Below are 19,821 nucleotides of genomic sequence, written 5' to 3'. Positions count from 1 at the left end.
AGTCATGAGCTTCCCCTGGGCCAAGCATTACGAACCGAAACAGCCGCTGATGCGCTGGCTGGACGAGAAGCTGCCGCTTCCCCGTCTGGTCTACAACGCGGTCGGCGCGGGCTATCCGGTGCCGCGTAACCTCAACTATTTCTGGAATTTCGGCGTGCTCGCCGGCGCGGCGCTGGCGGTGCAGATCATCACCGGCATCGTGCTGGCGATGCATTATGCCGCCAACGGCGCGGTCGCGTTCGATTCGGTCGAGCGCATCATGCGCGACGTGCCGTCGGGCTGGTTCCTGCGCTACGCCCACGCCAATGGCGCGTCGATGTTCTTCATCGTCGTCTACACGCATATCGCCCGCGGCATTTATTACGGGTCGTACAAGGCGCCACGCGAGATGGTGTGGCTGCTTGGCGTCGTCATCTTCCTGCTGATGATGGCGACCGCGTTCATGGGCTATGTGCTGCCATGGGGGCAGATGAGCTTCTGGGGGGCGCAGGTCATCACCGGCTTCTTCTCGGCGATCCCGGGGGTGGGCGAGACGATCCGCGTCTGGCTGCTCGGCGGCTATGCGCCGGACAATGCCGCGCTCAACCGCTTCTTCTCGCTTCACTATCTGCTGCCGTTCGTGATCGCGGGCGTCATCGTCCTGCATATCTGGGCGCTGCACATTCCGGGGTCGAACAACCCGACCGGCGTCGAGGTGAAGGGGCCGCAGGATACCGTGCCCTTCCACCCCTATTACACCGCCAAGGATGGGTTCGGGCTCGGCGTGTTCCTGATCGTGTTCGCGTCGCTGATCTTCTTCGCACCGAACCTCTTGGGCCACCCCGACAATTATATCCCGGCCAACCCGCTTTCCACGCCGGCGCATATCGTGCCCGAATGGTATTTTCTGCCCTTTTACGCGATCCTGAAGGCGTTCACCGTCGACTTCATCCTGCCCGCGAAGCTGTGGGGCGTGCTGGCGATGTTCGGCTCGATCCTGCTGCTGTTCTTCCTGCCATGGCTCGACAAGTCGCCGGTCAAGTCGGCCAATTTCCGTCCGACCTATCGCCTGTTCCTGATCGTGCTGCTGGTCGACGTGCTGGTGCTCGGCTATCTGGGCGGGGCGGAGGCGACGCCAATCACCGTGCTGCTCAGCCAGATCGCGGCGGGATATTATTTCGCCCATTTCCTGGTCGTGCTGCCGATCGTGTCGGCGATGGAGCGTCCGCGCCCGCTGCCCAATTCGATCACCGAAGCGGTGCTGAAGGGTGAAGGCGGCACCTCGCTCGCGCAGACCGCCGCCCATGGGTCCGTCCTTCCGGGGCATAACAGCCCGGCCGCGGCCGAGTAAGGGAATCACGATGCTCTCCTTCGCTTCCCGTTTTCTCGCCCGCAACCTCAACCTCGTCGTCGGCGCGGGCTTTCTCTTCGCGCTGCTGCTCGGTATTTTCTCGACCGTCGGTGGCATGCTGCACGACGAGCCGGTCCATTCCGCCGAGCACGAATTCCACCTGAAGCCGCGTGAGGCGGGGCTGCAATCGGCGGGTCTGTTCGGCACCTTCGACAACCAGCAGCTCCAGCGCGGTTTCCAGGTGTACAAGGAAGTCTGCTCGGCCTGCCATTCGTTGCGGCTGGTGTCGTTTCGCGATCTCGCCGCGCTCGGCTATGACGAAGGGCAGATCAAGACGATCGCCACCGACTGGCAGATCGAACAGCCGAGCGTGAACCCGGAAACGGGCGAACCGGCGACGCGCAAGAACCTGCCGTCCGACCGCTTCCCGCTGGTCTTCGCCAACGACGTCGCCGCGCGCGCCGCCAACAACAACGCGGTGCCGCCCGACCTGTCGCTGATGACCAAGGCGCGCGACGACGGCCCCGACTATGTCTATTCGCTGCTGACCGGCTACAGCGCGCAGCCTGCCGAATTGCTGCGCAAGTTCCCGGAGGCGAAGACGCCCGAGGGGCTGCACTTCAACCGGTATTTCGCGACGCTGAACCTCGCCATGGCGCCGCCGCTGACCGGGGATGATCAGGTCCAGTATCAGGACGGCACCCGTGCGACCGTCGACCAGATGGCGAAGGACGTCGCGGCGTTCCTCACCTGGACCGCCGAGCCGAACCTGCAGAAGCGGCACACCTGGGGCGTGGCGGCGGTGATCTTCCTGCTGATCTTCACCGGCCTCGCCTTCGGCGCCTATCGCAACATCTGGCGGGGCATGAAGCATTGATCGTTGCGGATGCCGCCGGGTCGGCGGAGATCGCCCGGCGCATCCGCACCATTCCGGACTTTCCCAAACCCGGCATCCAGTTTCGCGACATCACGACGCTGATCCTCGACCCCGAAGGGTTGCGGCTGGCAGTCGACGCGATGGTCGCCGCAGTCCGCGGGCCGATCGATCTGGTCGCGGGGATCGAGGCACGCGGCTTCGTCTTCGCGCCCGCCGTTGCGCTGGCGCTGGGTGCGGGCGTATTGCTGGTGCGCAAGGACGGCAAGCTGCCTGGCGCGACCATCGCTGAAGACTATGCGCTCGAATATGGCACCGACCGGATCGCGATCCACGCCGATGCCTGTGCGCCCGGCGCGCGGGTGCTGCTGGTCGACGACCTGATCGCGACCGGCGGTACGGCGCGGGCGGCGGTGCGGCTGTTGCGCAAGGCGGGGGCGGTGGTCGAACAGGCGGTGTTCGCGATCGACTTGCCGGACTTGGGCGGAGCCGAATCGCTGCGGTGCGAGGGGATCGGGGTGTCGGCGCTGGTGGCGTTTCCGGGGGAGTAGCGCGCACAGAACGCTTCATCAGTTCGCGCACACCCTGTCGCGGCCTACCCCCGCGCCGGAGACCGCACCGGCACCCCCGCCGCCGCCAGCGCGGCATGCGCATCCGCGACCGAAGCCTCGCCGAAATGGAAGATCGACGCCGCCAGCACCGCGCTCGCATGACCCTGGGTAATGCCCGCCACGAGATGGTCGAGCGTCCCAACCCCGCCCGACGCCACCACCGGCACCGACACCGCATCGGCAATGGTGCGGATCAGGTCGAGGTCATAGCCGTCGCGCGTCCCGTCGCGGTCCATCGACGTGACCAGCAACTCGCCCGCACCCAGTTCGGCGAGGCGAAGCGCATGTTCGACCGCATCGATGCCGGTCGCGCGCCGGCCGCCATGGGTGAAGACTTCCCAGCGCCCGTCGCTGCGCCGTGCGTCGACCGAGGCGGTGACGCACTGGCTGCCGAAGCGGTCGGCGATATCGGCGACCAGTTCGGGCCGGGCGACGGCGGCGGAATTGACCGCGACCTTGTCCGCCCCGGCTAACAGCAACGCGCGGGCATCGTCGGGCGAACGCACCCCGCCACCGACGGTCAGTGGCATGAAACATACCTCTGCCGTCCGCCGCACCACGTCGATGATCGTGTCGCGCCCCTCGTGACTCGCACCGATGTCGAGGAAGGTCAGCTCGTCCGCCCCCGCCGCATCATAGGCGCGCGCCTGCTCGACCGGATCGCCGGCGTCACGCAGTTCGACGAAGTTCACCCCCTTCACCACCCGCCCGGCATGGACGTCGAGACAGGGAATGACGCGCGCCCGCACGGTCATGCGGCGGCGACCCGGATCGCTTCCGCAAGGTCGAGGCGCCCGTCGTACAGCGCGCGGCCGGTAATGACGCCCTCGATGCCCGGCTGCCCCTTCAGCGCATGGATATCCTCGATCCCGGCGACCCCGCCGCTGGCGATGACCGGGATCGATACGGCGGCGGCCAGCGCGGCGGTCGCCTCGACATTGCAGCCCTTGAGCATCCCGTCGCGACCGACATCGGTGAACAGCAGCGCGGCGACGCCGGCATCCTCGAACCGGCGGGCGAGGTCGGTGACCGAGACGGTCGACACATCGGCCCAGCCGCGCGTCGCGACCATGCCGTCCCACGCATCGACCGCGACCACGACCTGCCCCGGACAGGCGGCGGCGGCCTCGCGTACGAAATCGGGATCTTCCAATGCGGCGGTGCCGATCACCACCCGCGCGACGCCCAGATCGATCCAGCGATCGACATTGGCGCGGTTGCGGATGCCGCCGCCAAGCTGCACCCGGCCCGGAAACGCCCGCAGGATCGCGGCGACCGCATCGCCATTGACCGACTGGCCGGCGAACGCGCCGTCGAGATCGACCACGTGCAGATGATCCGCCCCGGCATCGGCGAACAGCCGCGCCTGCTGCGCCGGATCGTCACCATAGACGGTGGCGCGGTCCATATCGCCCTCCGCCAGCCGGACGATCTGTCCGCCCTTCAGGTCGATGGCGGGGAAAACCGTTAGGGACGCCATTCGAGAAACCTCTCCAGCAGCGCGATGCCATAGCGCTGGCTCTTTTCGGGGTGGAACTGCACGCCCAGCAGATTGTCGCGGCCGATCGCCGCCGTCACCGGGCCGCCATGGTCGGTGGTGGCCAGAACATGGTCGCCCTCGAACGCATAGCTGTGCAGGAAATAGGCCTCGCCCGGCATCAGCAGCGGGTGTGCGCGGGCAGGGACGACGTCGTTCCAGCCCATATGCGGCACGGTGATGCCGGGTGACGCCGGCAGACGGCGGACGCTGCCGGCGATCCAGCCAAGCCCGGCATGGGTGCCGAACTCCTCACCGGTCGTGGCGAGCAACTGCATCCCCACACACACGCCAAGGAACGGTACGCCGCCGTCCAGCGCCCGCTCGCGCATCGCCTCGACCATGCCGGGAATTGCGCTGAGGCCGTTCATGCACGCCGCGAACGCACCGACGCCGGGCAGCACGATCCGGTCGGCCCGCCGCACCGCGTCCGGATCGGCGGTGATCGACAGGTCGGTCGCGCCCGCCGCCTTCAACGCATTGGCGACCGAATGGAGATTGCCCGCGCCGTAATCGATCAGTGCGATCAAAACAGATCGCCGATCTGGTCCGTGGCCAGCGTCATGGTGAAGGCGACGATCTCGACCGTCGCGACGCCGTTCATGACGAACGGATCGGTCTCCGCCACTGCGCGCACCGCGTCTTCCTCACCGCGGAACAGCAGCACGCCTCCGGTCGGGGGATTGCGGCGCCCGGCGAGCAGCATGACGCCCTCGTCCATCGCCGCCTTGATCCACGCGACATGCGCCTCGCGGTGTACGTCGACCTCGTCGAGCGGCTTCACATAGGTGAGCATCGCGAGGCTCATCGGCTGCATCGGACGGGCTACCATGTCACAACACTCCCTTGGTCGACGGGATGGCATCGCTCTTGCGCGGATCGATCTCGGTCGCGGTGCGCAGGGCGCGCGCGAGCCCCTTGAAGATGCTTTCGGCGATATGATGGTTGTTGGTGCCGTAGATCGTCTCGACATGCAGCGTGATGCCGGCGGCCTGTGCGAAGCTGTGGCAGAAATGGCCGAACATTTCGGTATCCATCGTGCCGAGTTGCGCCTGGGTGAACTGGACCTTCCACACCAGCCACGGCCGCCCCGAAATGTCCAAGGCGACACGGGTCAGCGTCTCGTCCATCGGCGACAGTGCGTCGCCATAGCGGCGGATGCCGCGCTTGTCGCCCAGCGCCTTGGCGAAGGCCTCGCCGATGGCGATGCCGGTATCCTCGACGGTGTGATGCGCGTCGATATGCAGGTCGCCGACCGTGCGGACGGTCACGTCGATCAGCGAATGGCGGCTCAACTGTTCGAGCATATGGTCGAAAAAGCCGACGCCGGTCGACACGTCATAAGTGCCGGTGCCGTCGAGATTGACCGTGACGTCGATCGACGTCTCGCTGGTCTTGCGGGCGATGGTGGCGGTGCGCATGCGGGGTTCCATAGCGCCTGTGGGCCGGCATGCAACGCAACGAATCTTGACGGGCGGGCAAACGCCGCTAACCCAAGGCCCATGACCCAGTCCGTCGCCGATAGCCTGATCCCGTATGACGAGATCGTCCAGGAAGCTTTGCGCGCCGTCGTCGGGCGCGTGCTCGGGCAGGTATCCGCCAGCGGCGGCCTGCCCGGCGAGCATCACTTCTACATCACCTTCAAGACTCAGGCCCCCGGCGTCGACATCCCCAAGCGGCTGATCGAACGGTTCCCGGACGAGATGACGATCGTCATCCAGCACCGTTTCTGGGACCTGACCGTTGACGAGGCGCGCTTCTCGGTCGGCTTGAGCTTCGGCGGCATTCCCTCGACGCTGGTCATTCCCTTTGCCGCGATCACCGGCTTTCACGATCCGGCGGTCAATTTCGAACTGCGCTTCCAGGCGAATGACGAGCCGGGCGACGAACCCGAACCGCATGATCCGCCCGAAAACGACGCACCGATCGCAACCAGCGAGGACGGGTCGAACGTCGTCGCGGTGGATTTCAAGCGCAAGAAGTGACGGTCGAGGTCGTCGCCAGCCCGGGCGAGGCCGAGCGCGAGGCGATCCTGCGCATCCTGTCCGCGCATAACGACGCGGCGGCCGGCCCGACCGAGCGGCGGCAGGTGGCGATCGTCGTCCGCGACGATGCAGGCGCGATCTGCGGTGGGTTGTGGGGCAAGATCGGCTATCGCTGGCTGTTCGTCGAATTTCTTGCGGTATCGCCCGAGCGTAAGGGGCAGGGGGTCGGCCGCGACCTGATGCAACGTGCCGAGGATCTGGCGCGCGAGGCGGGCTGTATCGGCATCTGGCTCGATACGTTCAGCTTTCAGGCGCGGGGTTTCTACGAAAAGCTGGGTTTCGGTCACTTCGGCACGATCGACGATTTCCCGCCGGGGCATGCGCGCTTCTTCCTGTCGAAGCGGATCGACTGAAGCCGCAGGGGGTTTGAATGCCCATGACCGATACCCGTACCGAAACCGACTCGATCGGCGCGATCGAGGTTCCAGCCGCCGCTTATTGGGGCGCGCAGACCGAACGATCGATCGAGAATTTCCCCTTTCCCCCGTCCGAACGGATGCCGATCGGCATCGTCCATGCACTCGCGATCGTGAAGCAAGCGGCGGCGCGGGTGAACCGCGCCCACGGTCTCGACGCCAAGCTCGCCGATGCGATCGAGGCGGCGGCGGGCGAGGTGATCGACGGCAAGCTCGACGATCAGTTCCCGCTGGTCATCTGGCAGACCGGCAGCGGTACCCAGTCGAACATGAACGCCAATGAGGTGATCGCCGGGCGCGCCAACGAAGCGCTGACCGGCACCCGGGGCGGCAAGTCCCCGGTGCATCCCAACGATCACGTCAACAAGGGCCAGTCGTCGAACGACAGTTTCCCGACCGCGCTGCACGTCGCTGCGGTCGTTGCGCTCAACCGCGACCTGATCCCCGCGCTCGACCGGCTGGCCGGGTCGCTGGAGACTAAGGCGCAGGCTTGGGCCGATATCGTCAAGATCGGGCGCACCCATTTGCAGGATGCGACGCCGCTGACGCTGGGGCAGGAATTTTCGGGCTATGTCGCGCAGTTGCGCGATGCCTGTCGCCGGCTGCGGGCGGCAGAGGGTGATCTGCTACGTCTTGCGCAGGGGGGCACGGCGGTCGGCACCGGCCTCAACGCCGCGCCCGGTTTCGCCGAGGCGGTCGCCGCCGAAATCGCGTCGATCACCGGCCACGCCTTCATCACCGCACCCAACAAGTTCGAGGCGCTGGCATCGAACGATCCGCTGGTGCAGCTGTCGGGCACGCTCAATACGCTGGCGGTCGCACTGACCAAGATCGCCAACGACATCCGCCTGCTGGGATCGGGGCCGCGCTCCGGGCTGGGCGAGATCGACCTGCCGGCGAACGAACCGGGCAGCTCGATCATGCCGGGCAAGGTCAATCCGACCCAGTGCGAGATGCTGACGATGGTCGCCGCGCAAGTGATGGGCAATCACCTGTCGGTCACGGTTGGGGGCATGCAGGGGCATCTGGAACTCAACGTCTTCAAGCCGTTGATCGGCGCGGCGGTGCTGCGCTCGATCGATCTGCTGGCGATCGGCATGGTCAGTTTCGCGGAACGCTGCGTCGACGGGATCGAACCGAACCGCGCGCGGATCGGCGAGCTGGTCGAACGCTCGCTGATGCTCGTCACTGCGCTCGCGCCCGAGATCGGCTACGACAATGCCGCGAAGATCGCCAAGCATGCCCATCATGAGGGGCTGACGCTGCGCGAGGCCGGCTTGGCGCTGGGGCTGGTCGACGAAGCGACGTTCGACCGGCTGGTCCGGCCGGAGACGATGGTCGGATAGGCGCGGTCGCTGTCCTACAGGGCCGGTCTGTGCGATGCCGCTGGCCAGGCGTCGTCGCCCTCGCTTTTTGACGCGGTGGTTCGCTCGTCACACGCACTGGTCGCAAGCTGCGCAAGTGTGAACTTTGGCGTCGGTGCAGGGTCGGCGGGGCTCGATTACAGGGAACATCCCGGCCCGTCCTGCGCTGTATATGTATAATGTAAGCGAGGAAGATATGGCCGCAACGACGATAGGTGCATTGGTCGGTGCTGCCATCGACAAGATGAATGGCGATGACGATTCGAGCATCGATGGCGCGATCAAGGGCGCAGTCATCGCGAATGTTCTGAAAGTCGTCGTGCCCATGGCGATAACCTACGCCGTCGGCTGGGCCGTCTTGCGCGGTGCCGGCGAATTGAAGGCGCAATTGTTCGAAACGGAGGACGCAGCATGATCGGACGGATTATTGGCGCACTGGTCGGGCGCGAAATGGATCGTCGCGACGGTCGCGGCGGGGCCAAGGGTGCTGCGATGGGCTGGCTGGCCGGCAGCGCGATGCGCCGCATGGGGCCGCTCGGCATGATTCTCGGCGGCGGCTATGTCGCCAAGAAGGCCTATGACCGCCGCAAGCTCGACAAGATGCGACGCGGCTATTGAGAGGTTCGCGGTCGCTGCCGATGGCGACGACTGCACCCGCCCGGCGTGCCGGGCCGGCACTGGATACCGGGTAACCGGATCACCGCAAGGGGCGATGGATTTCCGTCGCCCCTTGACGCCGTGCATCGCCCCGCGCGATGAGGCCCCGCCATGAGCCATCTGCCAGACCCCGACCTTCACGGCTTCAAACGCCGGGGAGTGTTGTTCGTCCTGTCCTCTCCCTCCGGTGCCGGCAAGTCGACGATCGCACGCAAGTTGCTGGCGGCCGAAAACGACCTGTCCATGTCGGTTTCCGCGACTACCCGCGCGGCGCGTGACGGGGAAGTCGACGGCAAGGATTATCACTTCGTCGATCTCGAGGAATTCCGGCGCATGGTGTCGGATCACGAATTCCTCGAATGGGCGCATGTCTTCGGCAACCGCTATGGAACACCACGCGCGCCGGTCGAGGCGATGCTGAGCGCGGGCAAGGACGTGCTGTTCGACATCGACTGGCAGGGCGCGCAGCAGCTGTTCCAGATCGCGGGCGGTGACGTCGTCCGCGTGTTCATCCTGCCGCCGTCGATGGCCGAATTGCGCCAACGACTGGTGTCGCGCAACACCGACAGCGTCGAAGTGATCGACGCCCGCATGGCGCGCGCCGCGGCTGAGGTCAGCCACTGGGACAGTTACGACTATGTCCTCGTCAACGACGATGTCGAGGATTGCTTCCGCAAGGTGCAGACGATCCTCGCCGCCGAACGCCTGCGCCGGTCGCGCCAGACCGGATTGATCGGCTTCATCCGCAAATTGCTGCGCGCACCCGGCGAATAGCGATTTGACACCCGCCACCCCGGTGCGAGGCCGGGGTGACGATGTGCTAGGCGTGTCGCGTCCTTACGGCTGGGCGACCTTGATCTCTGCCGCATTGGGAGCGACCGGCGCGCCCACCGGCCGCTCCGAAAAGACCGGCTCGCTGCCCGGGATCGTCCCCTCATCGGCAATCCCGGCGGCGTAGGAAGCGCTGGCATCGGTGCCATCGGCCTGATGGGCGCGGGGCGGGGGCAGCAGCTTTACCTCGTCGTCGCGACGACGCGGCGTCGATCCGCGCAGCGACAGCAACATGCCTGCCGCGACGCCGACGCTGCCGAGGATCGCCATCGTCGTCCACGGCCGCATCTGCACTTCGAGCGCAAGGCTCTGCTTGCGGACATGGATATCCTGGTTCGATCGCTCGCGCCCGTCCTTGCGCGGTTCGAACAGATTGTCCTTGGCACCGGGCGTCGCCGGGGTATCGATCGTCTGCGCCTCTTCCTTGAAGAACATTTCCATGAAGCGGTCGGCACTGCGCGGCAGCAGATTGCTCATCTTGGTCATCGCCATCCCGGTGCCGCCGATGGTCAGGTCGCGCTTCGGATGGGCGGCGGCGAAGCAGATCGCCTTGGCGACCAGTTCGGGATCATAGACGACCGGCGGCACCCGCGCGGGCTTGTCCATGCGGTTGCGGGCATGTTCGGGATAGGGGGTGTCGATCGCGGCGGGTTTGATGAGGGTCACCGACAGCGGCCGGCCCTCGGCCTCCATCTCCATGCGGAACGCCTCGGTGAAGCCTTGTACCGCATGCTTCATCGCGCTGTAGGCGCCTTGCACCGGCACCGTCCGGTCGGACAGGATCGATCCGAGATTGACGATCGCCCCGCCACCCCGCGCGGTTAACTCGCGCGCAGCGTACAGCGAGGCGGCGACGGTCGCGAAATAGCCGACGTCGAACACGCGGCGCTGTTCGTCGATGCCGGTATCCTCCAGCCGGGCATAAAGCGCGACGGCGGCATCGTTGACCCAGGTATCGAACCCGCCGAACGCCGAGCGTGCCTTCGCCCCGATCCGTTCGGGCGCATCGGCGGCGGTGATGTCGATCGCGAGGAAATCGGCCTTGCCCCCGCGCAGCCGGATCGAATCGACCGCCTCGCGCAGCGCATCCTCGTTGCGCGCGACCAGCAGAACCTTGGCCCCTTCGCGGGCGGCCCGGCGCGCGGTGGCGAGGCCGATGCCCGACGAGGCACCGGTGATGACGATCGTCTGTTCGGACAGCGGCTTGAGCGTGACGGCCATGAGGGGAACCTCCGAATGTCTGGATGGCGCGCTCAACGCACGGCAACCGTCCGGGGTCCGGTCATCTATTGTTCGAGGGCGGCCATACGCTGCGGCAGGATCGCCATCACCGCACGGCGGGCGTCGCCGTCGATCGCGGTCCAGCGCGCGATCTCGTCGCGCGTCCGCCCGCAACCAAGGCACAAGCCGGTGTCGGTATCGATCGAACAGACCAACACGCACGGGCTTTCGATCGCTTGCGGCGCGACCGATTCGAACACGTCGTCCACCCGATCAGACCGGGATGCGCACATTCAGGAAAGCGGGGAAGGGACCGTTCCAGCCGCCATCCTCGACCGCGTCCTGCTGGACATAGCGGGCCGGACGTTCGTCGCGGCGCTCGGGGGCGCGTTCCTCGCGGTCGCGACGCGGACGGCGTTCCTCACGCTCGGCACGCGGCGCACGCTCGCACGGTGCTTCCGGTTCGGCGGCGGGACGGGTGCGACGGCTACGGCGCGGCGCTTCCTCGACCGGTTCCGCCTCGACCGGCGCTTCCACCGGTTCGCCACCGATCTCGAGCACCGGAATCTTCTGCCCGGTCAGCTTTTCGATATTGGCGATATTCTCGGCATCGTCGGGCGTGACCAGCGTATAGGCGATGCCGGTCGCACCACCGCGCCCGGTGCGGCCGATGCGGTGGACATAATCGTCGGGATGCCACGGCGCGTCATAGTTGAAGACGTGACTGACGCCCTTCACATCCAGCCCGCGCGCCGCGACGTCCGAGGCGACGAGGATCGACACGTCGCCCTGCTTGAACCGCTCCAGTTCGGCGATGCGCGCCGACTGGTCCATGTCGCCATGAATCTCGGCCGAGCGGAAACGGGCACGCTGCAGGCTCTTGTTCAGCTCGCGCACCGTCGTCTTGCGGTTGCAGAAGATGATCGCGGTTCGCACGTCTTCCTGCGCCAGCAGCGTGCGCAGCACTTCGCGCTTCTTGGCGGCGGCGACCGGCACGACATGCTGGCTGATGTTCAGGTTGGTCGATGCCGGGCGCGACACCTCGATCGTCTTGGGATTGTCGAGGAACTTGTCGGCCAGCTTCTTGATCGGCGGCGGCATCGTCGCCGAGAACAACAACGTCTGGCGCTGCTTGGGTAGCTTGGTGCAGATTTCCTCGATATCGGGAATGAACCCCATGTCGAGCATCCGGTCGGCTTCGTCGATGACCAGCATCGAACAGCCGGTCAGCAGGATCTTGCCGCGCGTGAACAGGTCCATCAGCCGGCCCGGCGTCGCGATCAGCACGTCGACGCCCTTTTCCAGCGCCGCCAGCTGGTCGCCCATCGACACGCCGCCGATCAGCAGCGCCATCGACAGCTTGTGGTTGGCGCCGTACTTTTCGAAATTCTCGGCAACCTGCGCAGCGAGTTCGCGCGTCGGTTCGAGGATCAGCGACCGCGGCATCCGCGCCCGGCTGCGTCCCTGTGCCAATATGTCGATCATCGGCAGCACGAACGATGCGGTCTTGCCGGTACCGGTCTGGGCGATGGCGACCAGATCGCGCATCATCAGCACCGACGGGATCGCCGCCGCCTGAATGGGGGTCGGTTCGGTATAGCCCGAATCGTTGACGGAACGCAGCAGTTCGTCGGACAGGCCGAGATCGGCGAAGGTCATTGCGGTTCCATGGCTGGGGAACGCAACAGGCCCGCGCTCCGGTAAATCGGACCGCGCGTCGCGGAAAATGCCGGAAAAGTCAAGTTTGGCGTGGCGGTCGCCTGCAATTCAGCGCGCCGGCACCAGCGCGCGGAACTGTGCGATCCGGCACTGGCCGCCGGTGCGCGAACGAATGACGTCGCGCGATGCGCACATCCGCCCGTCGCTGCTCGGCTTGATATACATGCCCGAATAGAAATCGAGCGAGGGGCAGTCGTCGGCCAGACGCGCGCGCACCCGCCCGCCGCCGTTCAGCAACAGGTCGACGCTGTCGGTACGACTGATCGTCACCGCCGCGACATTCTGGACGGGCAGGCAGCGGTCGGTGCGCTTCTCGACCCACTGGATCGGCGGCAGCGCGCGCGGTGCGCTGAACGCGACGGGGGCGAAGGGCGCGCGGGGGACGCGGATGATCATCCGCTGGATGCGTACCTCGGTCCGCACCGTCGTCGTCGCTGCGGGGGTGTCGGCAACGCGACGCTGCGCGGCGCCGGGCAAGGCCAGCAGAAGCAACATCATGGTCGCTGCGGGAAGCGGCAGGGCGGTCACGCGAACAACATCTCCGATCGGAATTTAACCACAGATGAACTGGTCGCAAGGGGGTAGCGATGCTAACCGACCGACCATGATGCCGTCGCCCGTCGCCGCGATGGTCGCCGATACGCGCGGGGCGCTGGGCGACCGGATCGTCACCACCGATGCCGATCGGATCGCCCCGTGGCTGACCGACTGGCGCGGCCGCTATCACGGGCAAAGTGCCGCGCTGTTCGAACCTTCCGCTACGGAACAGGTCGCCCGGCTGGTCGCGCTCGCCCTGAAGCACGGCGTGCCTATCGTGCCGCAGGGCGGCAACACGTCGATGGTCGGCGGCGCGACGCCCCCCGCCGATGGGTCGGCGGCGCTGCTGTCGCTGCGGCGGATGGACCGGTTGCGGCGTATCGATCCGGGACAGGCGGTCGTCGAGGCCGGCGTCATCCTCCAGACCCTGCACGAAGCCGCCGCCGACACGGGGCAGCGTTTCCCGCTGACGCTGGGCGCGCGGGGCAGCGCGACGATCGGCGGGCTGGTGTCGACCAACGCCGGCGGCACGCAGGTGCTGCGCTGGGGCAATATGCGGCGGCTGGTGCTGGGCGTGGAGGCGGTGCTGCCCGATGGTTCGATCCATGACGGGCTGGCGGCGCTGCCGAAGGACAATCGCGGCTACGACCTGGCGCAATTGCTGGTCGGGGCGGAGGGGACGCTGGGCATCGTCACCGCCGCGACTCTGAAACTGGCGCCGGCGATTGCCGAGCGCGCGGTCGCATGGGCCGGCATCGCCGATCCGCAGGCCGGACTCGACCTGTTGCGGTCGATGCAGGCGGCGACCGACCGGATCGAGAGTTTCGAGATCATCCCCGCCGACACGCTGGCGCTGGCCGTCGCGCATGTGCCCGGCGCCCGCGCGCCGCTGGGCGGCGAGCATCGGTGGCAATTGTTGATCGAGGCGGTTGCGGCGCCGGGCGAGTCGCCGCCCGCGCCCCTGCTCGAAACGCTGCTCGCTCAAGGGTTCGCCGCCGGACTGATCGAGGATGCCGTGCTCGCCAGCAGCGAGGCGCAGGCTGAAGCTTTCTGGCGCCTGCGCGACTCGCTGTCGGCAGCGGAGAAATCGACCGGTCCGGCGGTCCAGCACGATATCTCTGTGCCCGTCGACGCCATGCCGCGTTTCATGGTCGAGGCGGCGGCGGCGGCGGAGGCGCGCTTTCCCGGCACCCATGCCACCGCCTTCGGCCATCTTGGCGACGGCAATGTCCATTTCCACGTCCGCGCGCCGGCCGGGGTGGATCCAGCGCGCTGGTATGCCGAGGATGCACCGGTCGTGACCCGCTTCGTCCATGACGCCGTCACTGCGGCGGGCGGGTCTATCTCGGCCGAACATGGCATCGGCCAGATGAAGCTCGGCGAACTCGAACGGCTGGGTCCGCCCGCGCGCCTTGCCGCGCTGCGCGGGATCAAGGCCGGGCTGGACCCGCTCGGCCTGTTCAATCCGGGCAAGCTCGTATCGCTTGCGCCCCGCGCGGCCAACCCATAGACGGTGGCACGAGGTACGCCCGGGGGGGCGGCCGTCCGGCCAAATAGTCGGGCAGAATTGAGTATCTGGAGACCCTGAAATGGCCAGCGCGCCGCAGAATCAATCGCTTCCGCTGTTCTATAATAATCTCGAGCCGCTTTCGAGCCAGACGCACGGCAATTGGAAGGTCCGTTCGTCGGACCGCGCCCCGTTCCTGACCGGGCAGCATGCGATTCCCGTTACCGTCGAGGAATTCCCGCTGGTGCAGCGCCGGATGCCGATCGTGTTCTCGGTCGGTGACGATCCCGTGCCGCTCGCGCTGATGGGCCTGAACGAAGGGGTCAACACCTTCCTCGATGACGAGGGCCGGCTGCTCGACCAGGAAACCTATATCCCGGCCTATATCCGTCGCTACCCCTACCTCCTCGCCCGGCTGCGTCCCGATTCGGACGAGCTGTCGCTGTGCTTCGATCCGACGTCGGACGTGATCGGCCCGTTCGAGGATGGCGAGCCGCTGTTCGACGGCGATCAGCCGAGCGAAGTCACGAAGCAGATCCTCGCCTTCAACGAACAGTTCGAGCAGGCCGGCCAGAAGACCGGCATGTTCATGAAGGAGATCAAGGATATGGGCCTGCTGATGGACGGCGAAGTGTCGATCCAGCAGGAAGGCAGCGACCAGCCCTTCGTCTATCGTGGCTTCCAGATGGTGTCGGAAGAGAAGCTGAACGAGCTGCGCGGCGACCAGCTGCGCAAGATGCAGCAGTCGGGCATGCTCCCGCTGATCTTCGCGCACCTCTTCTCGCTGTCGCTGATGCGGGACGTGTTCGCGCGCCAGATGCGCCAGGGTAAGGTGCAGGCACAGCCGGTCGCGGTGCCGACCTTCTGATGGCCGCGTCCCGGCCGTTCCATGCCCAGCGTTACGCGCGCGGTGCGATCTTCTTCCACTGGACGATCGCGCTGCTCGTGCTGGTCAATCTGTGGATCGGCTTGGTCGGCGGGTCGATGGGCGTCCACAAGGCGGTCGGCATTACCGTGCTGGTGCTGACCGCCGGACGCATCGTCTGGCGCATCGCCAACCCGCCGCCGCCGCTGCCCGCCCATATTGCGGGATGGGAGCGGTTGGCGGCGAAATGGACCCACCGCCTGTTCTACGTCCTGCTCGTCGTCCTTCCGCTCAGCGGCTGGGCGATGGTGTCGGGTGTCAAGCGCTACCCGCTCGACTGGTTCGGGCTGTTCCCGATCCCCTATCTGCCGATCCCGCCCGCGGTCGCCGGGGTCGGGCATGAGGCGCACGAGGTGCTCGGACTGTTGATGGCGGGACTGGTCGCGCTGCACATCGGCGCGGCGTTGCGGCACCAGTTCCTGCTGCGCGACGGCATCGTTTCGCGCATGCTGCCGGGCGGTCGTCGGACCCGCTGACGCGCGTTGCGATAAAGTCACGGTCAAATAGAAAAAGGGTCTTGAAGCCGTCCGCGCTGCTTCCTAAATACTGGTTACACGGTTCGATGTCCCCCCTTTCGTTGGACCGTGCGGCGCGTTTCACGCGCCTCCTCCCTGAACCTTGGCCACTCCGTGTTTTGCACGGGGTGGCTTTTTTCTTGGGCTATTCCGCTGCGATGCGGCGCGTGGCGTCCATCGCGAAATCGGTCATGCGATCGAGCACCGCCCGCACCAGCGCGACCGTGTCGTTCAATCCCCGGCCGGGCCGGTCGAGCGCCGCGTCGAGATAGAGGCTGCGGTCGATCTCCATCTGCAGCGCGTGGATGTTCGCGCGCGGCCGGGCATGTTCCGACAGGATGTGCCCGCCGGCATAGGGATGGTTGATCGCCAGCGGCAGGCCATGGTCGCGCACTACCGCCGCGACCATATCGGTCAGCCGCCCGCCGGCGGTCCGCCCATAGCGATCCCCTAGCACGATCCGTGCGGGATCGAGCCCTACCAGTGGCGGCATCGAATGCAGGTCGAGCAGAATCGCGACGCCGAACCGCGCCTGCGCCGCCGCCAGTGCCGCTGTCACCGCCGCGTGATAGGGCGCATGGTCCTCGGCGATCCGCTCGGCCACTTCCGCTCCGGTCAGCTTGCGTTGCCACATATTCTCGGCCCCGCCGCCCCGCCGCGGGATCAGGCCGATGCCGCTGCGGACCTTGTCCGATGGCGACAGGCCGGCGATGCGCGGCTCGGCCCCGCCATCGACCTGCGGATCGCGGTCGCGCAGCGGCGAGCGGTTGAGGTCGATCCAGCCGCGCGGGCGCATTGCGACCAGCATCGTCTCCTGGCCGTGCGCGCCCAGTGCGACCGCATCGATATGGCGATCCTCCAGCGCCGTCAGCCGCGCGACCGGCACCGTCAGCAGCGCCTGCATCGCCGGTGGATAGTCGCGTCCGGCATGCGGCACCGACACCACCACCGGCGACACCGGATCGGCCGGGCCGATGCGGCGGAAGGACGGGGAAGGGGCGGGGATCATGTCCCGTAGAGGATCACGGTCCGCCGCACTTGTCGAGCATATCGCTGGAAAATCTTAACCCGGCCGGGCATAATGTAGCGGCTCGGGTCGAAGGGGTTGGGATGTACAGGATTTTGCTGGCCGAAGACGACCAGGTGATGCGCGAGTATCTTACCCGCGCGCTGGAACGTGCCGGCTATGGGGTCAGCGCGGTCGATCGCGGCACGGCGGCGATCCCGCTGCTGCGGACCGAATCGTTCGACCTGTTGCTGACCGATATCGTCATGCCCGAAATGGACGGCATCGAACTGGCGCAGCGCGCCGGCGAGATGGTGCCCGACCTGCGCGTCATGTTCATCACCGGCTTCGCCGCGGTGACGCTGAAGGCCGGGCGACAGGTGCCGCATGCCCGCATCCTGTCCAAGCCGTTCCACCTGCGCGAGCTGGTGGCGGAGGTCGATCGGCTGTTCGCGGAAGAAAGAGTGCCGACCAGCAACTAAGCGCTTGTCAGGCGGCAATCGCGCCGCTAACAGCGCCACTCCGGTTTCGCTCTCTCCGGCAACAGATAGAGCGCCGGGCGCGTAGCTCAGTGGTAGAGCACTGTGTTGACATCGCAGGGGTCGCAAGTTCAATCCTTGCCGCGCCCACCATTTAAAAATGCCAGCATCCTACTCGGATTGCTGGCATTTTTTGTCTCTACCGCTGGTGAGACAAGCGCCTGAATCAGCCTCGGCCGTCGCTCGTGGAGCAATTTTGAAGCACGAGGTGAGAAGTGGCGACGATCACAAAGCGCGGACAGCGATGGTCGGTGCAAATCCGTCGAAAGGGCCATCCTGCGCAAAGTCAGACATTCGCGACTAAAAGCGATGCGAAGGCCTGGGCGGTCATGGAGGAAGCGCGGATCGAAGGTAACGAACCAGCGACGCCGAGGCGTCAGCTAGAATGCTTGACCCTTAGCATGCTTATTGACCGTTACCTTGATGAGGTCACGCCTACCAAGCTCAGCGAAGCGACCGAGCGGCAGCGTCTGAGAAAGCTTCAACGTGATCCAATTGGGAACGTCAGCTTGGCAGAGCTGTCCTCGGCTCACATTGCTTTGTATCGCGACCAGCGGCTGCGCCACGTCAAGGCCGGCACCGTCCGAAGAGAATTGGGGCTGATCCAGCATGCCTTAGATGTCGCACAGAAGGAATGGGGCTATCGACTCGCGTCGAATCCGGTGAAAGACGTGCGGCAACCTAGGCTGAACAACGCGCGTAACCGTCGGCTTGGTCCCGGCGAGTACGGGCGGTTGATGAAGGCTGTCTCGGAGTGCAAGAACCCACAGCTACCGCTTATCGTCCAATTCGCGATAGAGACCGCGATGCGTCGAGGCGAGATCATTAACATGCGATGGGAGAATATCGACCTCACCAAGCGCATGATTTATCTACCGCACACGAAAACAGGGCGACCGCGAACGGTTCCCCTCAGCGACGGAGCGATTTCAGTCCTTCAGGTGCAGATCGCGTCGGCTGGCCCCGTCTTTAATATCACCGCAAATGCTTTGAAACTGGCTTGGGGGCGGGCGGTGAGACGGTCGGGGCTATCCGATCTGCATTTTCATGATTTGCGGCACGAAGCGGTTTCGCGATTCTTTGAGTTGGGGCTATCTGTGCCGGAGGTGGCCATCATCTCTGGTCATCGTGACCCTAGAATGCTCTTCCGCTACACCCATCTCAGGCCAGATTCGTTAGCGCAAAAGCTGCGGGGCCGAACGTGGACCGAGCGATCGGGAGAAGTGATGCAGACAGCCTGAGCCACTGCTGGGCGTCTATTATACCCTATCCTCTGGGCGTTCTCTCTCACGACTCTTTTAAGAGGCGCCGAACCGCAGAGCCGCAGGCGCCTCGTTATGAACGACTGCGGCTTGGCGCGACTTGTGTAAAGCGACCCCATCGGCGAGGTAGCCACCCCATCAGGGTCGTCATAGGGGAGCCGGACATGTATCTGCATGCTTCAACATGCAGATACATGTGTCCCGAATTGCATTGAGACGCTGCGAACGCAAACACCCTGACACGGGCTAGGCGGCTCCTGCCAGCCTTCCGAGAGCCTTGGGATTGATATTGTAGACCACGCTTGGTCGCCCGCCCGTTTGCCGGGTGTGAACCGCCAGCCAGTCACATTCCACAAGCAGCTTCAGGCCATCCGAAAGACGTGACCCCTTGTGCAGGTTGGCCCACCCGCGGCCATAGATATCACGTTCCGTGAACCCGTCGCGGAGGTCGCCCTTCTCGATCCTCCTCCAAATTGTGCGAGCAGACTCTCCGCTATCGACCATTAGCGACCCATAGGCTCGCCTTGCGTGAGCCTCCAAGTATCTAGCCCACTGCAAGGCCATAGTGACAGCGGTGGCCGGCACGGGGCCTACTCCCCCGCTCGCAAGGTGGCAGATAAGCGCAAGCCGCGCCACCAGCCCGCGGTATTTGCTCAGGTGTTCCGTCAATGCGGACGGCAACTCGTCACTACGGATAGTCGGCTCTAACCAGCCGCGATAGCCGAGGAATGCCTCGATAGCCTCTGAATCGAACCGGAGGTAGGGAATGCCCGCGCCGTCATCGTGAGCGTCTCGGCATTGAGCTGCCCCCTTCTGAGTGGTCCATCGACTATGACAGTCTGGATCAAGGAAGGGACGACGAATGCCAGCGAAGAAGCACAAGCCGGAGGAGATCATCGGCAAGCTGCGTGAGGTGGAGATCATG

Annotated in this window: 25 protein-coding genes and 1 tRNA gene; 15 read left to right on the top strand and 11 right to left on the bottom strand. The window is 65.8% G+C overall.

Annotation, left to right across the window (positions count from 1 at the left end):
- Window positions 1–4: 4 nt before the first annotated feature.
- Genes MF607_RS15660 through MF607_RS15650 form a run of 3 tightly spaced genes read left to right on the top strand, consistent with a single transcriptional unit; the run spans window position 5 to window position 2,755 of the window.
- Window positions 5–1,330, top strand: a complete 1,326-nt coding sequence (locus MF607_RS15660; protein WP_242120469.1) for a cytochrome b — start codon at window positions 5–7, stop codon at window positions 1,328–1,330.
- 10 nt (window positions 1,331–1,340) lie between these two features.
- Entirely contained in the window at window positions 1,341–2,207 is an 867-nt protein-coding gene (locus MF607_RS15655) for a cytochrome c1 (RefSeq protein WP_242120466.1), read from the top strand.
- Window positions 2,207–2,755, top strand: coding sequence for an adenine phosphoribosyltransferase (locus tag MF607_RS15650; protein ID WP_242120729.1), 549 nt, complete (start codon window positions 2,207–2,209; stop codon window positions 2,753–2,755). The genes MF607_RS15655 and MF607_RS15650 overlap by 1 nt, the downstream gene beginning before the upstream one ends.
- Window positions 2,756–2,799: 44 nt before the next feature.
- Here MF607_RS15650 and hisF read toward each other — a convergent pair whose 3' ends face one another.
- The 5 genes from hisF to hisB are packed head-to-tail and all read right to left on the bottom strand — an operon-like array spanning window position 2,800 to window position 5,773.
- Window positions 2,800–3,570: an imidazole glycerol phosphate synthase subunit HisF gene (gene hisF / locus MF607_RS15645; RefSeq protein WP_242120464.1), complete on the bottom strand. Its 771-nt coding sequence runs from the start codon at window positions 3,568–3,570 to the stop codon at window positions 2,800–2,802.
- Window positions 3,567–4,295, bottom strand: coding sequence for a 1-(5-phosphoribosyl)-5-[(5-phosphoribosylamino)methylideneamino]imidazole-4-carboxamide isomerase (hisA, locus tag MF607_RS15640; RefSeq protein ID WP_242120462.1), 729 nt, complete (start codon window positions 4,293–4,295; stop codon window positions 3,567–3,569). Before hisA ends, hisF begins: the two co-directional genes overlap by 4 nt.
- Window positions 4,283–4,882 carry an imidazole glycerol phosphate synthase subunit HisH gene (gene hisH / locus MF607_RS15635; protein ID WP_242120460.1) on the bottom strand — a complete coding sequence of 200 codons (600 nt, stop codon included), beginning with the start codon at window positions 4,880–4,882 and terminating at the stop codon, window positions 4,283–4,285. The genes hisA and hisH overlap by 13 nt, the downstream gene beginning before the upstream one ends.
- Complete coding sequence (locus MF607_RS15630) at window positions 4,879–5,184, bottom strand: YciI family protein (RefSeq protein WP_242120458.1); 306 nt, start codon at window positions 5,182–5,184, stop codon at window positions 4,879–4,881. The genes hisH and MF607_RS15630 overlap by 4 nt, the downstream gene beginning before the upstream one ends.
- 1 nt (window position 5,185) lies before the next feature.
- Complete coding sequence (hisB, locus tag MF607_RS15625; protein WP_242120455.1) at window positions 5,186–5,773, bottom strand: imidazoleglycerol-phosphate dehydratase HisB; 588 nt, start codon at window positions 5,771–5,773, stop codon at window positions 5,186–5,188.
- 81 nt (window positions 5,774–5,854) lie between these two features.
- Between hisB and MF607_RS15620 the strand changes: the two genes are divergently transcribed.
- The 6 genes from MF607_RS15620 to gmk all read left to right on the top strand — a co-directional run bounded on the left by MF607_RS15620 (window position 5,855) and on the right by gmk (window position 9,608).
- Entirely contained in the window at window positions 5,855–6,337 is a 483-nt protein-coding gene (locus MF607_RS15620; RefSeq protein ID WP_242120453.1) for an SspB family protein, read from the top strand.
- Window positions 6,334–6,750, top strand: a complete 417-nt coding sequence (locus tag MF607_RS15615) for a GNAT family N-acetyltransferase (RefSeq protein ID WP_242120451.1) — start codon at window positions 6,334–6,336, stop codon at window positions 6,748–6,750. The genes MF607_RS15620 and MF607_RS15615 overlap by 4 nt, the downstream gene beginning before the upstream one ends.
- Before the next feature lie 23 nt (window positions 6,751–6,773).
- Window positions 6,774–8,159 carry a class II fumarate hydratase gene (gene fumC / locus MF607_RS15610; protein ID WP_242120449.1) on the top strand — a complete coding sequence of 462 codons (1,386 nt, stop codon included), beginning with the start codon at window positions 6,774–6,776 and terminating at the stop codon, window positions 8,157–8,159.
- A 214-nt stretch (window positions 8,160–8,373) separates the two neighbouring features.
- Entirely contained in the window at window positions 8,374–8,592 is a 219-nt protein-coding gene (locus tag MF607_RS15605; protein ID WP_242120447.1) for a hypothetical protein, read from the top strand.
- Window positions 8,589–8,795 carry a hypothetical protein gene (locus MF607_RS15600; protein ID WP_110152741.1) on the top strand — a complete coding sequence of 69 codons (207 nt, stop codon included), beginning with the start codon at window positions 8,589–8,591 and terminating at the stop codon, window positions 8,793–8,795. Before MF607_RS15605 ends, MF607_RS15600 begins: the two co-directional genes overlap by 4 nt.
- 150 nt (window positions 8,796–8,945) lie before the next feature.
- Complete coding sequence (gmk, locus tag MF607_RS15595) at window positions 8,946–9,608, top strand: guanylate kinase (RefSeq protein ID WP_242120445.1); 663 nt, start codon at window positions 8,946–8,948, stop codon at window positions 9,606–9,608.
- Between the two features lie 63 nt (window positions 9,609–9,671).
- Here the strand turns inward: gmk and MF607_RS15590 are convergent, their stop codons facing one another.
- From MF607_RS15590 to MF607_RS15575, 4 genes are all read right to left on the bottom strand, one after another.
- Window positions 9,672–10,886, bottom strand: coding sequence for an SDR family oxidoreductase (locus tag MF607_RS15590; RefSeq protein ID WP_242120444.1), 1,215 nt, complete (start codon window positions 10,884–10,886; stop codon window positions 9,672–9,674).
- A gap of 65 nt (window positions 10,887–10,951) precedes the next feature.
- Window positions 10,952–11,155: a DUF1289 domain-containing protein gene (locus tag MF607_RS15585; protein WP_242120441.1), complete on the bottom strand. Its 204-nt coding sequence runs from the start codon at window positions 11,153–11,155 to the stop codon at window positions 10,952–10,954.
- A gap of 4 nt (window positions 11,156–11,159) precedes the next feature.
- Complete coding sequence (locus MF607_RS15580) at window positions 11,160–12,545, bottom strand: DEAD/DEAH box helicase (protein ID WP_242120440.1); 1,386 nt, start codon at window positions 12,543–12,545, stop codon at window positions 11,160–11,162.
- A 108-nt stretch (window positions 12,546–12,653) separates the two neighbouring features.
- Window positions 12,654–13,103, bottom strand: coding sequence for a hypothetical protein (locus MF607_RS15575; protein ID WP_242120437.1), 450 nt, complete (start codon window positions 13,101–13,103; stop codon window positions 12,654–12,656).
- Window positions 13,104–13,209: 106 nt separating this feature from the next.
- On the opposite strand from MF607_RS15575, the gene MF607_RS15570 reads away from it, so the two are divergent.
- From MF607_RS15570 to MF607_RS15560, 3 genes are all read left to right on the top strand, one after another.
- Entirely contained in the window at window positions 13,210–14,652 is a 1,443-nt protein-coding gene (locus MF607_RS15570) for an FAD-binding oxidoreductase (RefSeq protein ID WP_242120435.1), read from the top strand.
- 79 nt (window positions 14,653–14,731) lie between these two features.
- On the top strand, window positions 14,732–15,517 hold the full coding sequence (locus tag MF607_RS15565) for a SapC family protein (protein ID WP_242120433.1): 786 nt from the start codon (window positions 14,732–14,734) through the stop codon (window positions 15,515–15,517).
- Window positions 15,517–16,050, top strand: a complete 534-nt coding sequence (locus MF607_RS15560; protein WP_242120431.1) for a cytochrome b — start codon at window positions 15,517–15,519, stop codon at window positions 16,048–16,050. Before MF607_RS15565 ends, MF607_RS15560 begins: the two co-directional genes overlap by 1 nt.
- Before the next feature lie 184 nt (window positions 16,051–16,234).
- Here the strand turns inward: MF607_RS15560 and MF607_RS15555 are convergent, their stop codons facing one another.
- Window positions 16,235–17,098, bottom strand: a complete 864-nt coding sequence (locus MF607_RS15555; RefSeq protein WP_242120428.1) for an N-formylglutamate amidohydrolase — start codon at window positions 17,096–17,098, stop codon at window positions 16,235–16,237.
- A gap of 101 nt (window positions 17,099–17,199) precedes the next feature.
- Here MF607_RS15555 and cpdR point away from each other — a divergent pair, with 101 nt between their 5' ends.
- From cpdR to MF607_RS15540, 3 genes are all read left to right on the top strand, one after another.
- On the top strand, window positions 17,200–17,577 hold the full coding sequence (gene cpdR, locus MF607_RS15550; RefSeq protein ID WP_056455298.1) for a cell cycle two-component system response regulator CpdR: 378 nt from the start codon (window positions 17,200–17,202) through the stop codon (window positions 17,575–17,577).
- A 75-nt stretch (window positions 17,578–17,652) separates the two neighbouring features.
- A tRNA-Val gene (locus MF607_RS15545) sits at window positions 17,653–17,727 on the top strand.
- A 122-nt stretch (window positions 17,728–17,849) separates the two neighbouring features.
- Window positions 17,850–18,875 (top strand): tyrosine-type recombinase/integrase, encoded by a 1,026-nt coding sequence (locus MF607_RS15540; RefSeq protein WP_242120425.1) that lies wholly within the window; start codon window positions 17,850–17,852, stop codon window positions 18,873–18,875.
- A 267-nt stretch (window positions 18,876–19,142) separates the two neighbouring features.
- On the opposite strand, the gene MF607_RS15535 is transcribed toward MF607_RS15540, so the two are convergent.
- Entirely contained in the window at window positions 19,143–19,778 is a 636-nt protein-coding gene (locus MF607_RS15535; RefSeq protein WP_242120727.1) for a DUF3987 domain-containing protein, read from the bottom strand.
- Between the last annotated feature and the right edge of the window lie 43 nt (window positions 19,779–19,821).

This window comes from Sphingomonas lacusdianchii (genome assembly GCF_022664395.1).
GTDB lineage: Bacteria > Pseudomonadota > Alphaproteobacteria > Sphingomonadales > Sphingomonadaceae > Sphingomonas > Sphingomonas lacusdianchii.
The sequence above is the reverse complement of the archived record's forward strand: the minus strand, read 5'-3'. Positions and strand labels throughout refer to the sequence as shown.

What these genes read in the sequence shown, in the direction of transcription:
- MF607_RS15660 (WP_242120469.1), top strand. Translation starts at nt 5, where the DNA reads ATGAGCTTCCCCTGGGCCAAGCATTACGAACCGAAACAGCCGCTGATG.
- MF607_RS15655 (WP_242120466.1), top strand. Translation starts at nt 1,341, where the DNA reads ATGCTCTCCTTCGCTTCCCGTTTTCTCGCCCGCAACCTCAACCTCGTC.
- hisF (WP_242120464.1), bottom strand. Translation starts at nt 3,570, where the DNA reads ATGACCGTGCGGGCGCGCGTCATTCCCTGTCTCGACGTCCATGCCGGG.
- hisA (WP_242120462.1), bottom strand. Translation starts at nt 4,295, where the DNA reads ATGGCGTCCCTAACGGTTTTCCCCGCCATCGACCTGAAGGGCGGACAG.
- MF607_RS15630 (WP_242120458.1), bottom strand. Translation starts at nt 5,184, where the DNA reads ATGGTAGCCCGTCCGATGCAGCCGATGAGCCTCGCGATGCTCACCTAT.
- hisB (WP_242120455.1), bottom strand. Translation starts at nt 5,773, where the DNA reads ATGCGCACCGCCACCATCGCCCGCAAGACCAGCGAGACGTCGATCGAC.
- MF607_RS15620 (WP_242120453.1), top strand. Translation starts at nt 5,855, where the DNA reads ATGACCCAGTCCGTCGCCGATAGCCTGATCCCGTATGACGAGATCGTC.
- fumC (WP_242120449.1), top strand. Translation starts at nt 6,774, where the DNA reads ATGACCGATACCCGTACCGAAACCGACTCGATCGGCGCGATCGAGGTT.
- MF607_RS15605 (WP_242120447.1), top strand. Translation starts at nt 8,374, where the DNA reads ATGGCCGCAACGACGATAGGTGCATTGGTCGGTGCTGCCATCGACAAG.
- MF607_RS15600 (WP_110152741.1), top strand. Translation starts at nt 8,589, where the DNA reads ATGATCGGACGGATTATTGGCGCACTGGTCGGGCGCGAAATGGATCGT.
- gmk (WP_242120445.1), top strand. Translation starts at nt 8,946, where the DNA reads ATGAGCCATCTGCCAGACCCCGACCTTCACGGCTTCAAACGCCGGGGA.
- MF607_RS15590 (WP_242120444.1), bottom strand. Translation starts at nt 10,886, where the DNA reads ATGGCCGTCACGCTCAAGCCGCTGTCCGAACAGACGATCGTCATCACC.
- MF607_RS15580 (WP_242120440.1), bottom strand. Translation starts at nt 12,545, where the DNA reads ATGACCTTCGCCGATCTCGGCCTGTCCGACGAACTGCTGCGTTCCGTC.
- MF607_RS15575 (WP_242120437.1), bottom strand. Translation starts at nt 13,103, where the DNA reads ATGATGTTGCTTCTGCTGGCCTTGCCCGGCGCCGCGCAGCGTCGCGTT.
- MF607_RS15570 (WP_242120435.1), top strand. Translation starts at nt 13,210, where the DNA reads ATGATGCCGTCGCCCGTCGCCGCGATGGTCGCCGATACGCGCGGGGCG.
- MF607_RS15565 (WP_242120433.1), top strand. Translation starts at nt 14,732, where the DNA reads ATGGCCAGCGCGCCGCAGAATCAATCGCTTCCGCTGTTCTATAATAAT.
- MF607_RS15560 (WP_242120431.1), top strand. Translation starts at nt 15,517, where the DNA reads ATGGCCGCGTCCCGGCCGTTCCATGCCCAGCGTTACGCGCGCGGTGCG.
- MF607_RS15555 (WP_242120428.1), bottom strand. Translation starts at nt 17,098, where the DNA reads ATGATCCCCGCCCCTTCCCCGTCCTTCCGCCGCATCGGCCCGGCCGAT.
- cpdR (WP_056455298.1), top strand. Translation starts at nt 17,200, where the DNA reads ATGTACAGGATTTTGCTGGCCGAAGACGACCAGGTGATGCGCGAGTAT.